This is a genomic window from Streptomyces decoyicus (assembly GCF_019880305.1).
Classification (GTDB): Bacteria; Actinomycetota; Actinomycetes; order Streptomycetales; family Streptomycetaceae; genus Streptomyces; species Streptomyces decoyicus.
The window spans coordinates 3776256-3790152 of the sequence record NZ_CP082301.1 but is presented as its reverse complement, the minus strand read 5'-3'; the positions used below and the strand labels follow the sequence as shown (position 1 = coordinate 3790152).

Here is a 13897-nt window from a genome sequence, read left to right as displayed (position 1 = left end):
TGCTGGGACAGCGACCGTGGGGGAGGACCGGAGGCGCGAGGGGCCGGGGGGCCGATGCCGCGTCGGACTTATTTGCCGCGCGGGTCTACGCCGAGCTGGCGGAGGACCTGCCGGACGAGGATCTGGGGGAGGATCTCGCCGACTTCCTGGAGCGTCACGAGCCGGGCAGCGAGCTCGGGGCAGGCGCGGAGGCGGACGAGGAGTTCCTGGAGACGGTGCGTGAGGCGCACCACCGGATAGCGCGCGGGTATTGACAGGCGGGCGTCGTAGGCTGCCTCCATGTGCGGAATCGTGGGATATGTGGGCGGGCAGAGCGCCCTGGATGTCGTCCTGGCCGGGCTGAAGCGGCTGGAGTACCGCGGCTACGACTCGGCGGGTGTCGCCGTGCTTGCCGACGGCGGTCTGGCAGCGGCCAAGAAAGCCGGCAAACTCGCCAACCTGGAAAAGGAGCTGGCGGACCGTCCGCTGCCGGCCGGCTCGACCGGAATCGGGCACACCCGGTGGGCCACCCACGGCGGGCCGACCGACGAGAACGCCCATCCGCATCTGGACAACGCCGGCCGGGTCTCGGTCGTGCACAACGGCATCATCGAGAACTTCGCCGGGCTGCGGGCCGAACTCACCGACCGCGGACACGAGTTGGCGTCCGAGACGGACACCGAGGTCGTGGCGCATCTGCTCGCCGAGGCCTACTCGTCCTGCGGTGAGCTGGCCGAGGCGATGCGGCAGGTGTGCCGGCAGCTGGAGGGTGCGTTCACCCTGGTCGCGGTGCATGCCGATGAGCCGGATGCAGTCGTCGGGGCGCGGCGCAACTCGCCGCTCGTGGTGGGCGTCGGGGACGGCGAGGCGTTCCTCGCCTCGGACGTGGCGGCGTTCATCGCGCACACCCGTGAGGCGATCGAGCTGGGCCAGGACCAGGTCGTGGAGCTGCGCCGGGACGGGGTGACGGTCACCGACTTCGACGGCGCGCCCGCTGAGGTCCGCGAGTACCACGTCGACTGGGACGCCTCGGCCGCCGAGAAGGGCGGCTACGACTACTTCATGCTCAAGGAGATCGCCGAGCAGCCGAAGGCCGTCGCGGACACCCTGCTGGGCCGGATCGACGCCTCGGGGGTGCTGTCCCTGGACGAGGTGCGGATTCCGCCGGCGGTGCTGCGCGAGGTCGACAAGGTCGTCATCGTGGCGTGCGGGACGGCGTACCACGCGGGGATGATCGCCAAGTACGCGATCGAGCACTGGACGCGGATTCCCTGCGAGACGGAGCTGGCCAGCGAATTCCGCTACCGCGACCCGATCCTGGACCGGCACACGCTGGTCATCGCCATCAGCCAGTCCGGCGAGACGATGGACACCCTGATGGCACTGCGCCATGCGCGGGAGCAGGGCGCGAAGGTGCTCGCCATCTGCAACACGAACGGTTCGACCATCCCGCGGGAGTCGGACGCGGTGCTGTACACGCACGCCGGGCCGGAGGTCGCGGTGGCCTCCACGAAGGCGTTCCTGACCCAACTGGTGGCCTGCTACCTGGTGGCGCTGTACGTCGCGCAGGTGCGGGGCACGAAGTGGGGCGACGAGATCCGGGCCGTGGTGCGCGAACTGGCGGCCATCGGCACCCAGGTCGAGCAGGTGCTCGGCACGATGGAGCCGGTTCGGGAGCTGGCGCGCAGCCTCGCCGACAAGAACACGGTGCTTTTCCTCGGCCGGCATGTGGGCTACCCGGTGGCGCTGGAGGGCGCGCTGAAGCTCAAGGAGCTCGCGTACATGCATGCGGAGGGCTTTGCGGCCGGGGAGCTCAAGCACGGGCCGATCGCGTTGATCGAGGACGATCTGCCGGTCGTCGTCGTGGTGCCGTCCCCGCGCGGGCGGTCCGTACTGCACGACAAGATCGTGTCGAACATCCAGGAGATCCGGGCCCGGGGTGCGCGGACCATCGTCATCGCGGAGGAGGGCGACGAGACCGTCGTGCCCTACGCCGACCACCTCGTACGGATTCCGCGGACGCCGGTGCTGCTTCAGCCGCTGGTCTCGACGGTCCCGCTCCAGGTCTTCGCCTGCGAGCTGGCCACCGCCCGGGGCAACGAGGTCGACCAGCCGCGCAACCTCGCCAAGTCGGTGACGGTGGAATGATCATCGGGGTCGGGATCGATGTCGCCGAGATCGAGCGGTTCGGCGCGGCGCTGGAGCGTACGCCGGAGCTGGCGCAGCGGCTCTTCATCGAGGAGGAGCTGATACTGCCGAGCGGGGAGCGCCGCGGTATCGCCTCTCTGGCGGCGCGGTTCGCCGCCAAGGAGGCGCTGGCCAAGGCGCTCGGGGCGCCGAGCGGGCTGCACTGGACCGATGCCGAGGTGTACGTCGAGGACAGCGGGCAGCCGCGGCTGCGGGTGCGCGGGACGGTCGAGGCGCGCGCGAAGGAGCTCGGGGTCCGCTCGTGGCACGTGTCGCTGAGCCATGATGCGGGGGTCGCCTCCGCCGTGGTGATCGCCGAGGCCTGAGGCCGCTGCGGCGCCCGCCCCCCGCTCGTCGGTGGGCGGGCGCCGTCTTTGCGGGGAGGCCGCCCCCGGGAGGGGAAATCCCCCGCCCCCCGTGGGCGAGGGGCGAGACTTGTCGGTATGAGGACTGCCTACAGCGTGGAGACCGTGCGGGCCGCGGAGCGAGAGCTCATGGCCCGGTTGCCCGAAGGGGCCCTGATGCAGCGGGCGGCGGCCGGACTGGCCGTGGCCTGCGGGGAGTTGCTGGGGCGGGTGTACGGGTCCCGGGTGGTGTTGCTGGTGGGCAGCGGCGACAACGGCGGGGACGCGCTGTACGCCGGTGCCCGGCTGGCGCGGCGGGGAGCCGGGGTGGCGGCGGTGCTGCTCTCGCCCGATCGGGCGCACCAGGGCGGGCTCGGCGCGCTGCGGGCGGCTGGGGGGCGCGTCTCGGGCGACGCGTTGCGGGACATCGCGCGGGCCGATCTGGTCGTGGACGGGATCGTCGGGATCGGCGGGCGGGGCGGGCTGCGCCCGGAGGCCGCCCGACTGGCGCATGCGGCATGGGAGTCGGCGCCGGTGGTGGCCGTCGATCTGCCCAGCGGTGTGGACGCGGACAGCGGTGAGGTGCGGGGGGAGGCCGTACGGGCCGATGCGACGGTGACGTTCGGCGCGTACAAGCCGGGGCTGCTGATCGACCCGGCACGGGAGCGGGCTGGGGCGCTGCGGCTGGTGGACATCGGGCTCACGCTGCCCGCGGACGCCGGAATGGAGGCGTTGCAGCATGCGGACGTGGCTCAGCTGCTGCCGCGTCCGGTGCCCGAGAGCGACAAGTACCGGCGCGGTGTGGTCGGTGTGGTCGCCGGGTCCGCGCGGTATCCCGGGGCGGCGGTGCTCGCGGTGGCGGGTGCGTTGCGGGGCGGTGCGGGGGCCGTGCGCTATGTCGGTCCGGCCGCCGACGCGGTGCTGGCGCGCTTTCCGGAGACGCTGGTGCATGCCGGTCCGCCGGACAAGGCGGGCCGGGTGCAGGCGTGGGTGATCGGTCCCGGCATCGGCGAGGAGTCGGACGCGCTGGAGGACGTGCTGGCGTCGGAGGTGCCGGTGCTGGTGGACGCGGACGGGCTGCGGTTCCTGACGCCCCGTCGGGTCGCGGAGCGCACGGCCGCGACGTTGCTGACGCCGCATGCGGGGGAGGCCGCCGCGCTGCTGGGATGCGGCCGTGAGGAGGTCGAGGAGGCACGGCTGGCGTCCGTACGGGAGTTGGCGGCACGGTACGACGCCACGGTGCTGCTCAAGGGCTCGACGACGCTGATCGCGGAGGCGGACGGGCCGGTGCGGGTCAATCCCACGGGGACCGGCTGGCTGGCGACGGCCGGGAGCGGGGACGTGCTGTCGGGGGTGACGGGGTCGTTGCTCGCCGCGGGGCTCACGGCGCGTGACGCGGGGTCGGCCGGTGCGTATCTGCACGGGCTGGCGGCCCGCCGCGCGGCCGGTCCGGCCGGCGCGCCGATCCTGGCGTCGGAGGTCGCCGGTCAGCTGGCCGACGCCTGGCGTGATGTGACGGGCTGACAGCTGACGCTCCGGCATTACGCCCCGCGGGGGAATGGGGCGGGCACCAGGGCGAACCTGGTGCCCGACGGGCGGTACGGGCGCGCGGCCACGGCATGCGTGAGGGCATGAAACGCACTCTTCCGGCGCTGCTGGTCTGCGCCTCGCTGCTCGCTGTCGCCGGGCCTCCCGCGCAGGCCGTGGCGCCGTCGCCCGTCTCGCACGCGGTCTTTGAGCCCGTCTCGTACCCGGCCGCCGACCTGGTCCCCGGCATCCCGCGCGCTCCGCAGGCGCCGGCCGCGCAGGAGAACCCCGGCCGGGCGCAGACGCGCGGGCGGCAGCCGCACATCGAGTACGTGCCGCGGTCCGAGGTGGTGCGCCACGGCACGAGGGCGGTGGCGTGCAGCCGGGCGACCGGGCCCTTCCAGCGGCAGGCGGAGCGCTATCTGCGGCGGGAGGCGGACGGGCGGCAGAGCGCGGGGGACTGCCGGGCGATCCGGCGGTTCCAGCAGGCGCACCGGATCGCACCGGCGACCGGCTTCGCGGGGCCGGTCACGGGCGCGATGGTGCGGCTGATGCGGGCCAAGAAGGACCCCAACCGGGCCGGGCGCTGCCCCGACCGTCGCGAGCGGACCGCGTGCGTCGATCTGAACCGGCAGCTGATGTGGGTGCAGCAGAACGGGCGGGTGATCTTCGACCCGGTGGCGATCCGTTCCGGGGCGCCGACGATGGAGACCCGTACGGGTTCGTACCGGATCTACCTGCGGCACAGAAGTCACATTTCCAACCTTTACGGCACCTCGATGCCGTTCGCGCAGTTCTTCGACCGCGGCGAGGCGCTGCACGGCGTCTACGAGGACCTCTACCAGGGGCCCGGCTCGCACGGCTGCGTCAACCTCACATGGAGCGATGCGCGGAAGCTGTGGGATCTGCTGAAGAAGGGGGACGTCGTGTACGTCTGGGGGCGGAAACCCAGCGTGTGAGCACGGTTTTCCCGCCCGTCCCCCGGGGTGCCGCGGCGTGGCCTGCAACACTGAGGGGGATGAACGAGACAGCGAAGCGCGCCCGTGCCGCCATCGACGTCGCCGCCGTGCGGTCGAACGTCCGTGCACTGCGGGCCCGCGCACCCCGGGCAGAGCTGATGGCCGTGGTCAAGTCCGACGGCTACGGACACGGGGCGGTGCGCTGCGCGCGCGCCGCCCGTGAGGCCGGTGCGGGCTGGCTGGGCACGGCGCTGCCCGAGGAGGCCTTCGCGCTGCGTGCGGCCGGTGACACCGGGCGGCTGATGTGCTGGCTGTGGACGCCGGGCGGCCCCTGGCAACAGGCCGTCGAGCAGGACATCGACGTCGGGGTGAGCGCGCTGTGGGCGCTGCGCGAGGTGGTAGCGGCGGCGCGGGCCTGCGGCCGCACCGCCCGTGTCCAGCTCAAGGTCGACACCGGCCTGGGCCGCAACGGCTGCCCGCCCGCCGACTGGCCGGAACTGACCGCGGCCGCCCGCGCCGCCGAGGCCGAGGGCGCGCTGACCGTCACCGGTGTCTGGTCGCACTTCGCCTGTGCCGACGAGCCCGGCCACCCCTCGATCGCCGCCCAGCTGGATGTCTTCCACGAGGCGCTGAAGACCGCCGAGACGGCCGGACTGCGCCCCGAGGTGCGGCACATCGCCAACACCCCGGCCCTGCTGACCCTGCCCGAAGCGCACTTCGACCTGGTCCGCACCGGCATCGGCATCTACGGCATCTCGCCCAGCCCGGAGGTCGGCACCTCCCAGGACTTCGGGCTGCGGCCGGCGATGACCCTGGAGGCGTCGCTCGCGTCGGTCAAGCGCGTCCCGGGCGGCCACGGGGTGTCGTACGGGCACCACTACACGACACCCGGCGCCACCGCCCTGGCGCTGATCCCGCTCGGCTACGCCGACGGCATCCCGCGGCACGCCTCCGGCACCGGCCCGGTGCTGGTCGCCGGCGAGTGGCGGACCGTCGCCGGACGGATCGCGATGGACCAGTTCGTGGTGGACCTGGGCGGCGACAGCGCCGAGCCGGGCGACCTGGCGGTGCTGTTCGGCCCCGGGGACCGCGGTGAGCCGACCGCGGAGGACTGGGCCCGGGTGGCCGGAACCATCGGCTACGAAATCGTCACCCGGATCGGATCCCGGGTGCCACGCGTCTATGTGGACAGCGGCATACGGAGCGAAGCCGAAGGGGACAGTGCGCTTACGGGGGGCACGGCATGACCGAGGGACAGGAGGCCGCCGCGCAGGCGGTCGAGGCGGCGGCCGAGGTGGCCGGCAACTGGGCGCGGGCGGGCCGGCACGCCGGTGTCGCCGGCGCCGCGATCGGCGTGGTCGCGGCGGGTGCCGCGGCCGGGGTGGCGATAGAGCGGATGACGGTCGGCCGCGGGATGCGGCGCCGCGCCCGGCTCGCGCTGGACGCCGCGGGCCCGTACGGCACGCTGCGCGGCACCCCGGGTGCCGCGATCGCCGAGGACGGCACCGAGCTGTACTACGAGGTCGACGAGCCGGGCCCGGAGCCGGGCCGCCCGGAGAAGGGCGACGGGACGGGCAAGTCCGCCGTGAACGGCAAGCACGGCAAACACGGCAAGGGCGACCGCTCCGCCAAGCCCGTCCGCGGCAAGGAGGCCCGTGCGGCGCAGGAGGCACAGGGCGGTCTGCGCAAGCGGCTGACGGCCGCACTGGGGCGGCGCTCCGCGGCCCCCACGGTCGTTTTCAGCCACGGCTACTGCCTCAGCCAGGACTCCTGGCACTTCCAGCGCTCCGCGCTGCGCGGCACGGTGCGCACCGTCCACTGGGACCAGCGCAGCCACGGCCGCTCCTCGCGCGGCCACGGCCAGATCGACGGCACGGAACCGGTCACCATCGACCTGCTGGGCCGGGATCTGAAGGCGGTGCTGGACGCCGCGGTCCCGGAGGGGCCGATCGTGCTGGTCGGGCACTCCATGGGCGGGATGACGGTGATGGCGCTGGCCGACCAGTTCCCCGAGTACGTCGCGGAGCGGGTGGTCGGGGTGGCTCTGATCGGCACCTCCGCCGGCCGGCTCAGCGAGGTCGGCTTCGGGCTGCCGTCCATGGGCGTCAAGGCCTTCCACTGGCTCGCGCCGGGCGTCCTCAAGGCGCTGGGCTGGCAGCGCGAGATCGTCGAGCGCGGGCGGCGGGCCACCGCCGACCTCTTCGCGGGGCTGATCAAGCGGTATTCGTTCGGGACGCCGGAGAACGTGGACCCGGGCATCGCGCGGTTCGGCGAGCGGCTGATCGAGGCGACGCCGATCGACGTGGTCGCCGAGTTCTTCCCGGCGTTCGCGGTGCACGACAAGACCGAGGCGCTGGTGGCGTACGACGCGGTGCCCGCGCTGGTGCTCGCCGGGGAGAGCGATCTGATCACTCCTGCCGACCACAGCCGGACGATCGCCGAGATGCTGCCCGCCGCGGACCTGGTGTGTGTCCCCGGCGCCGGGCATCTGGTGATGCTGGAGCGGCCCGAGCTGGTCAATGACCATCTGGTGTCGCTGGTGGAGCGGGCGAGCGCGACGGCCCGCAGCTCGCGGCACGCCCGCGCCTGACCCGCCGGGGCCTGCCGGACAGCGGCCCGGCAGGCCGTCGCGCCGGGCCCGCCGGCGCGGGGCGGCGGCGTGGAGGGCCGGTGGCCGGGCGGCGGGGACAGGGCCGCCGTCCCGCAGGGGTGTCGTGGAGGGGCGCCGGCCGGGCGGCGGGCGGGCCGTACCATTTGCGGCATGAGCACCACCGCATCGATTGCGCACGTAACCGTCAAGTCACCCGAACAGATGCAGGAGTTGGGCCGCCGGCTGGCCCCGCTGCTGCGCCCCGGCGACCTGGTGCTGCTCACCGGTGAGCTGGGCGCCGGCAAGACCACGCTGACCCGCGGCCTGGGCGAGGCCCTGGGCGTGCGCGGCGCCGTGACCTCGCCCACCTTCGTCATCGCCCGGGTGCACCCCTCGCTGACCGGCGGCCCCGCGCTGGTGCATGTCGACGCCTACCGGCTCGGCGGCGGGCTGGACGAGATGGAGGACCTGGACCTCGATGTCTCGCTGCCGGAGTCGGTGGTGGTCGTGGAGTGGGGCGAGGGCAAGGTCGAGGAGCTGTCCGAGGACCGGCTGCATGTGGTGATCGGGCGCGCCGTGGGAGCGGAGGCGCCGGGCGGCGCGGACGGGGCGCTGGTGGAGGCCGCGGACGATGTGCGCGAGGTGACGGTCACCGGCCTCGGCGCGCGCTGGGCGGACGCCGGCCTGCCCGAGCTGGAGACCTGCTGACGGCGGGCGGACCGGGCGCGGCGGCGGGGTGACCGGTCGTGGCGGCGGCGGGCGGACCGGCCCGTGGCCCGGTCACGCGTCCCGTAGTTTCCGACAAGCCGTCGGTAAGATGTTGCATACCTGGTGCCGGGCGTGGTGACATGGGTGGAGACCTCAGTTAGGTCAGCCTAAGTAGCAAGCCTAGCTTCTGTCGCTCGTCCCAGGAGCCCCGGGAGGCGTCCATGTCGGCCCACCAGCCCTCCCCTACGCCTGAAGGGCGCGGGGGGACCCCGATCACGGCGGCCGGGCGCGCCGATCATGAGGCGCGCGAGACGCCGTCCATGAATGAGCTGCTGGCGGCGTGTGCCGCGGCCAGCGCCGTATCCACGCCCCCCGACGCCGCCGAGGAAGCCCGCCAGGGCAAGCCCGCACGGTCCGCGGACGAGCCGGCGGGGGAGGACGAGGCCGGACCCGCCGGGTCCGCGTCCACCGGGGGCCGCGACGCGGCGTAGCCCGTAGGGGCGAATAAACGGGGCGCCGGGCGCCGTGCGGTCAGGAGACCACGACGACCTTGGTGCCGTGCAGGGCGAAGTCCCACATCGCCTTGCCGTCCTCGCGCGACTCACGGATGCCGCCGGTCTTCTTCGTCGAGCCCGCGGCGGGCATCGAGCCGTCGACGGCCGCGCTGAAGCCGATGGTGACGCTGTCCACACTCGCGAACCGCACCACGTGCTCGATGGCGATGCCGTCCGAGCCCGTGACGCTCACCGAACGCGAGCTGACCGCGTACGACCCCAGCGGCGGGCTCACCGTGCTCGGCGCGACCCGGTACGTACGCAGCGCCTTGTCCTTCGGGCCGACCAGCCAGACCCGCTTGGCGTCGAGCGAGTAGACGATCCGCCGGCCCTTCCCGGACGCCGCGGGGACCTCGGCCGGAGCGGGCGCCTTGCCCTTCTTGCGGCCCTGCTCCGAGTGCTCCTTGGGCGCGCGGTGGTGGCTGTCCTTGCGGGCCTGGGTGAGGGTGTCCGGAGCGGACGCCGCGGCCTGGTAGCCGAGCACACCGACCACGACCACGGCAGCCGTGGTCAGCGCGGTGACGATCGTGCTGCTCTTAGCGGGCACCGCTGTGCCACCTTTCCTCCCTCTCCCTGCCTCCGGCGGGGAGCCCCGGGCCTTGGAATGCCGGGCTGCTTGCTGCTGGGCTACGGGGGCGACGGTAGCACCGCGACAGGTACCACCGGCCGAGCCGTAGTCTTAAGGGCGTGCTGCTGCTAGCTCTTGACACCGCCACCCCCGCCGTCACCGTCGCGCTCCATGACGGCACCCGCGTCCTCGCCGAGTCCCGCCAGGTCGATGCACGCCGGCACGGCGAGCTGCTGCTGCCCGCCGTCGACCGGGTGCTGGCCGAGGCCGGCCTGAAGCTCGACGCGGTCAGCGACATCGTGGTCGGCGTGGGCCCGGGGCCGTACACCGGACTCCGGGTCGGCCTGGTGACCGCCGCGACGTTCGGGGCGGCGCTCGGCGTACCCGTCCACGGCCTGTGCACCCTCGACGGCCTCGCCTACGCCTCCGGCCTGACCGAGCCCTTCGTCGTGGCCACCGACGCCCGCCGCAAGGAGGTCTACTGGGCACGCTACGAGGCCGGCCCCTCGACCGGCTCGGCCGCGCCCCGCACGATCACGCGGCTGACCGAGCCCGCCGTCGACCGCCCCGCGGACATCGCCGACCAGGTGGCCGGCGTCCCCGCCGTGGGTGCGGGCGCACTGCTCTACGACACGGTCTTCACCGGCGTACGGCGCGAGGGCCCCGAGCACCAGTCCGCCGGGGCGCTGGCCACACTGGCCGCCGGGAAGCTGGCCGCGGGCGAGGAACTGCCGCCCCCGCAGCCGATGTACCTGCGCCGCCCGGACGCCCAGGTGCCCGCCAACTACAAGGTGGTCACCCCCCAGTGACCGCCCGCCCGTCGTCCGAGCGCCCCTCGGCGAGCCCGCCGGGTGCCCCTCAGTCCGGCGCGGTGCTGCGCGAGATGCGCTGGTGGGACATAGCGCCGGTGCTGGATCTCGAACGGGAGCTCTTCCCCGAGGACGCCTGGTCGCCGGGCATGTTCTGGTCCGAGCTGGCCCATGCGCGCGGCCCGCACGCCACCCGCCGCTACCTCGTCGCCGAACTGGAGGTGCCGCCGCGCAGCGGCGCCGATGAGGGGTGGCGGTCGGGTGGCGGGCGGGCGGGCCGGCTGGTCGGCTACGGCGGGCTGGCCGCCGTCGACGGCACCGGCGACATCCAGACCATCGCCACCGCCCGCGACCAGTGGGGCACCGGCCTCGGCGCCCGGCTGCTGACCGAACTCCTCGGTGCCGCGACAGACTTCGAATGCCACGAGGTGCTGCTGGAGGTGCGCGTCGACAACCTCCGCGCCCAGCGCCTCTACGAGCGCTTCGGCTTCGAGCCGATCGGCTTCCGCCGTGGCTACTACCAGCCCGGCAACCACGACGCCCTCGTGATGCGCCGTACCACCCAGACCTCCTCCGAAGCACCCTCCGTACAAGGAACTTGACACTCATGGCTGACTCACGCGGCGGACCGCTCGTCCTCGGCATCGAGACCTCCTGCGACGAGACCGGTGTCGGCATCGTCCGCGGCCACACCCTCCTCGCCGACGCGGTCGCCTCCAGCGTCGACGAGCACGCCCGCTTCGGCGGTGTGGTGCCGGAGGTGGCCTCGCGCGCCCACCTGGAGGCGATGGTCCCCACCATCCAGCGGGCCCTGAAGGACGCCGGGGTCGCGGCCTCCGACCTGGACGGGATCGCGGTCACCGCGGGGCCGGGCCTGGCCGGTGCGCTGCTGGTCGGCGTCTCGGCCGCCAAGGCCTACGCCTACGCCCTGGGCAAGCCGCTCTACGGGGTCAACCACCTCGCCTCGCACATCTGCGTCGACCAGCTGGAGCACGGCCCGCTGCCGGAGCCGACGATGGCCCTGCTGGTGAGCGGCGGCCACTCCTCCCTCCTGCTGGCCCCGGACATCACCTCCGACGTGCGGCCGCTGGGCTCGACGATCGACGACGCGGCGGGCGAGGCGTTCGACAAGATCGCGCGGGTGCTGAACCTCGGCTTCCCCGGCGGCCCGGTCATCGACCGCTACGCGCGCGAGGGCAACCCGGACGCGATCCGCTTCCCGCGCGGCCTGACCGGCCCCCGCGACCCGGTCTACGACTTCTCCTTCTCCGGTCTGAAGACGGCCGTCGCCCGCTGGATCGAGGCCAAGCGGGCGGCCGGTGAACAGGTGCCGGTGGCGGACGTCTCGGCGTCCTTCCAGGAGGCCGTGGTGGATGTGCTGACCCGTAAGGCCGTCCGGGCCTGCAAGGACAGCGGCGTGGACCACCTGATGATCGGCGGCGGGGTCGCGGCCAACTCCCGGCTGCGGGCGATGGCCGCGCGCCGCTGCGAGGACGCCGGGATCACCCTGCGGGTGCCGCGGCCCAAGCTGTGCACCGACAACGGCGCGATGGTCGCCGCCCTGGGCGCGGAGATGGTGGCCCGCAACCGGCCGGCCTCCGCCTGGGACCTCTCCGCCGACTCGTCCCTGCCGGTCACCGAACCGCATGTGCCCGGTGAGGCCCCCGATGACCCGCCCGCCCCGTCCGGCCACCACCATGACCATGACCACGGCCATGACCACGTCCACGAGATGAGCAAGAACAACCTCTACTCCTGAGGCCGCGCGAGGGCTCGTTTTGTCGTTCTGCGAGTCCTCCCGCTTCCCCCGGCCCGACGTCCGGCCCGAGGTCTTACCCTGACTTGCAGCACCCGAGCGCGCACGTGGGGAGGCGGCAAGACGTGGACTGGTTCTGGTGGGTCTTCATCTTCTTCATGGCGGGCGGCTTCGCGAAGGTCGCCGACACCGCGCGTACGGCGCTGCGTACGCGGCACGAACGCAAGATGGAGCGACTGGAGACCGCCCGTCAGGAGCGGCAGGAGCTGGCCGCCGCCCAGCAGCCGCCGCAGCCGGTGTGCGGCTGCACCCACCACCTCGCCAAGCATGACAAAAAGGGCAAGTGTCATGAGCGGGTGGAGGTGGCGGTCGCCTGGGACGCCGACCACAAGCCGGTGCAGTACGAGGCGGGCCAGTGCACCTGCCAGCAGTACATCGGCCCGCAGCCGCTCTCCCAGATCTACGCCGAGGACCTCACCGACCTGGCATGAGGGCCCCTCAGGGCGCGTCCGCCGCGGGGTGCCCCAGCAGCATCGAGGGGGCGCCGGCGACCCGGGTCAGGAAGATCGTGCAGGACTTGCGGCCCCCGCCGAGCTTCAGCTTCTTGCGCAGCTCCTCCGGCTCCACCGCGGAACCGCGCTTCTTGATCACCGCGATGCCCACCTCGCGCTCCCGCAGCAGCGCCTTGAGCTTCTTGACGTGGAACGGCAGCACATCGGTGATCGCGTAGGCGGTCGCGTACGGCGTCTCGACCAGCCGGTCCGCGGTGAGGTACGCGATCGTCGGATCGATCAGCCGGCCGCCGATCTGCCGGGCGACATCCGCGACGAGATGGGCGCGGATCACCGCCCCGTCCGGCTCGTACAGCCAGTCCCCGACGGGGCCCGGCTCGGGATCCGGCAGTCCGGCGCCGAGCAGGGAGTCACCGGCCGGGAGCAAGGTGGCGCGGCGGCCACCGGGCGTGGGACCCGGCGCTCCGTCCACCGCCGTCCCGAACCACACCACGGCCTCCTTGACGTCGCCCCCGTCCGAGATCCACTCCGTCTCCGCGTCCTCGGGCAGCGCCTCGTGCGGCACCCCCGGCGCGATCTTCAGCGCGGCGAACGGTGCCTTACGGGCCGCCTCGACGGCCCATGACAGCGGTGGCTCATACGCCTCCGGATCGAAGATGCGCCCGCCGGTCGCCCGGCCACCGCCCCTCACCGAGGCGCTGCGCGCCGCCCCCTTCGTCGGCGCCTTGCCGCGCCGCGCCGGATCGACGAACACCGCGTCATATCCGGCGGTGTCCACCTCCGTCACGTCCGCGCAGCGCACCTCGATCAGCTCCGCGAGCCCCAGCGCCTCGGCGTTGGCCCGGACCGCGGCGCAGGCCAGGGGGTCCCGGTCGACGGCCAGGACCCGGATCCCGGCGCGGGCCAGCGCGATCCCGTCGCCGCCGATGCCGCAGCACAGGTCGGCCAGCGTACGGACGCCCAGTGCGGCGAGCCGGGCGGCGCGGTGGGCGGCGACCGTGGCACGGGTGGACTGCTCGACGCCGTTGGGCGTGAAGTACATCAGCCGCGCATCCGCCCCGAACTTCGCCACCGCGCGCTGCCGCAGCCGGGCCTGCCCGAGCGCGGCGGAGACCAGCGGCGCGGGGTGGTCACGGCGCAGCCGGGTGGCTGCCGCCAGCTCGTCCGCCGGGTCGTGGTCCCGCAGCTCGGCCAGCAGCGATTGCCCCTCCGGGGCGAGCAGGGCGGCGAAGGTGTCCAGGTCGTTCACGGTGTCATTGTCCCCCCACGTTGTCGGCTTTCCCGCCGTGGTGGTGTGTCGCCGTTTGTCGCCCGCTGCGCGGTGCGCTCGCCGTTGCGCTTGGCCTCCGGCCCACGTTGTCGGCTGTCCCGCCGTGGTGGTGTGTCGCCGTTTGTCGCCCGCTG

General features: G+C 73.7%; 15 protein-coding genes. 12 read left to right on the top strand and 3 right to left on the bottom strand.

The window, feature by feature from the left end; all coding sequences use genetic code 11:
• Positions 1-68 precede the first annotated feature (68 nt).
• Positions 69-281, bottom strand: coding sequence for a hypothetical protein (locus K7C20_RS16450; RefSeq protein ID WP_160328693.1), 213 nt, complete (start codon positions 279-281; stop codon positions 69-71).
• Between K7C20_RS16450 and glmS the strand changes: the two genes are divergently transcribed.
• From glmS to K7C20_RS38240, 8 genes are all read left to right on the top strand, one after another.
• The gene (gene glmS, locus K7C20_RS16445; protein WP_053208562.1) at positions 280-2127 is read left to right on the top strand and encodes a glutamine--fructose-6-phosphate transaminase (isomerizing); all 1848 of its coding nucleotides are present in this window, start codon (positions 280-282) and stop codon (positions 2125-2127) included. The two genes, K7C20_RS16450 and glmS, sit on opposite strands and share 2 nt — an antisense overlap.
• The gene (locus K7C20_RS16440) at positions 2124-2492 is read left to right on the top strand and encodes a holo-ACP synthase (protein ID WP_030074832.1); all 369 of its coding nucleotides are present in this window, start codon (positions 2124-2126) and stop codon (positions 2490-2492) included. Before glmS ends, K7C20_RS16440 begins: the two co-directional genes overlap by 4 nt.
• Before the next feature lie 117 nt (positions 2493-2609).
• Positions 2610-4034, top strand: a complete 1425-nt coding sequence (locus K7C20_RS16435; protein ID WP_030074834.1) for a bifunctional ADP-dependent NAD(P)H-hydrate dehydratase/NAD(P)H-hydrate epimerase — start codon at positions 2610-2612, stop codon at positions 4032-4034.
• 107 nt (positions 4035-4141) lie between these two features.
• Complete coding sequence (locus tag K7C20_RS16430; RefSeq protein ID WP_245170949.1) at positions 4142-4996, top strand: L,D-transpeptidase family protein; 855 nt, start codon at positions 4142-4144, stop codon at positions 4994-4996.
• 59 nt (positions 4997-5055) lie between these two features.
• Positions 5056-6243: an alanine racemase gene (gene alr, locus K7C20_RS16425; RefSeq protein ID WP_053208563.1), complete on the top strand. Its 1188-nt coding sequence runs from the start codon at positions 5056-5058 to the stop codon at positions 6241-6243.
• Complete coding sequence (locus K7C20_RS16420; protein WP_053208564.1) at positions 6240-7586, top strand: alpha/beta fold hydrolase; 1347 nt, start codon at positions 6240-6242, stop codon at positions 7584-7586. Before alr ends, K7C20_RS16420 begins: the two co-directional genes overlap by 4 nt.
• 171 nt (positions 7587-7757) lie before the next feature.
• Positions 7758-8294 (top strand): tRNA (adenosine(37)-N6)-threonylcarbamoyltransferase complex ATPase subunit type 1 TsaE, encoded by a 537-nt coding sequence (gene tsaE, locus K7C20_RS16415; protein ID WP_030074844.1) that lies wholly within the window; start codon positions 7758-7760, stop codon positions 8292-8294.
• 320 nt (positions 8295-8614) lie between these two features.
• The gene (locus K7C20_RS38240) at positions 8615-8785 is read left to right on the top strand and encodes a hypothetical protein (RefSeq protein ID WP_245170950.1); all 171 of its coding nucleotides are present in this window, start codon (positions 8615-8617) and stop codon (positions 8783-8785) included.
• A gap of 40 nt (positions 8786-8825) precedes the next feature.
• Here K7C20_RS38240 and K7C20_RS16405 read toward each other — a convergent pair whose 3' ends face one another.
• Positions 8826-9395 carry a L,D-transpeptidase gene (locus K7C20_RS16405; RefSeq protein ID WP_053208565.1) on the bottom strand — a complete coding sequence of 190 codons (570 nt, stop codon included), beginning with the start codon at positions 9393-9395 and terminating at the stop codon, positions 8826-8828.
• Positions 9396-9535: 140 nt separating this feature from the next.
• Between K7C20_RS16405 and tsaB the strand changes: the two genes are divergently transcribed.
• The 4 genes from tsaB (at position 9536) to K7C20_RS16385 (ending at position 12472) form a co-directional block, all read left to right on the top strand.
• Positions 9536-10225 (top strand): tRNA (adenosine(37)-N6)-threonylcarbamoyltransferase complex dimerization subunit type 1 TsaB, encoded by a 690-nt coding sequence (gene tsaB / locus K7C20_RS16400; protein WP_053208566.1) that lies wholly within the window; start codon positions 9536-9538, stop codon positions 10223-10225.
• Complete coding sequence (locus K7C20_RS16395) at positions 10222-10827, top strand: GNAT family N-acetyltransferase (RefSeq protein ID WP_409351309.1); 606 nt, start codon at positions 10222-10224, stop codon at positions 10825-10827. Before tsaB ends, K7C20_RS16395 begins: the two co-directional genes overlap by 4 nt.
• 5 nt (positions 10828-10832) lie before the next feature.
• Positions 10833-11984 (top strand): tRNA (adenosine(37)-N6)-threonylcarbamoyltransferase complex transferase subunit TsaD, encoded by a 1152-nt coding sequence (gene tsaD / locus K7C20_RS16390; RefSeq protein WP_053208867.1) that lies wholly within the window; start codon positions 10833-10835, stop codon positions 11982-11984.
• 122 nt (positions 11985-12106) lie between these two features.
• Complete coding sequence (locus K7C20_RS16385) at positions 12107-12472, top strand: hypothetical protein (RefSeq protein ID WP_053208868.1); 366 nt, start codon at positions 12107-12109, stop codon at positions 12470-12472.
• A gap of 7 nt (positions 12473-12479) precedes the next feature.
• Here the strand turns inward: K7C20_RS16385 and K7C20_RS16380 are convergent, their stop codons facing one another.
• A complete protein-coding gene (locus K7C20_RS16380) occupies positions 12480-13742 on the bottom strand; it encodes a THUMP-like domain-containing protein (RefSeq protein WP_030089492.1) in 1263 nt (420 codons plus the stop codon).
• Between the last annotated feature and the right edge of the window lie 155 nt (positions 13743-13897).

Excerpts from the sequence above, each read along its gene's own strand:
- K7C20_RS16440 (WP_030074832.1), top strand. The coding sequence starts at position 2,124 with ATGATCATCGGGGTCGGGATCGATGTCGCCGAGATCGAGCGGTTCGGC.
- tsaE (WP_030074844.1), top strand. The coding sequence starts at position 7,758 with ATGAGCACCACCGCATCGATTGCGCACGTAACCGTCAAGTCACCCGAA.
- K7C20_RS16435 (WP_030074834.1), top strand. The coding sequence starts at position 2,610 with ATGAGGACTGCCTACAGCGTGGAGACCGTGCGGGCCGCGGAGCGAGAG.
- K7C20_RS16420 (WP_053208564.1), top strand. The coding sequence starts at position 6,240 with ATGACCGAGGGACAGGAGGCCGCCGCGCAGGCGGTCGAGGCGGCGGCC.
- alr (WP_053208563.1), top strand. The coding sequence starts at position 5,056 with ATGAACGAGACAGCGAAGCGCGCCCGTGCCGCCATCGACGTCGCCGCC.
- K7C20_RS16450 (WP_160328693.1), bottom strand. The coding sequence starts at position 281 with ATGGAGGCAGCCTACGACGCCCGCCTGTCAATACCCGCGCGCTATCCG.
- glmS (WP_053208562.1), top strand. The coding sequence starts at position 280 with ATGTGCGGAATCGTGGGATATGTGGGCGGGCAGAGCGCCCTGGATGTC.
- tsaD (WP_053208867.1), top strand. The coding sequence starts at position 10,833 with ATGGCTGACTCACGCGGCGGACCGCTCGTCCTCGGCATCGAGACCTCC.
- K7C20_RS38240 (WP_245170950.1), top strand. The coding sequence starts at position 8,615 with ATGAATGAGCTGCTGGCGGCGTGTGCCGCGGCCAGCGCCGTATCCACG.
- K7C20_RS16430 (WP_245170949.1), top strand. The coding sequence starts at position 4,142 with ATGAAACGCACTCTTCCGGCGCTGCTGGTCTGCGCCTCGCTGCTCGCT.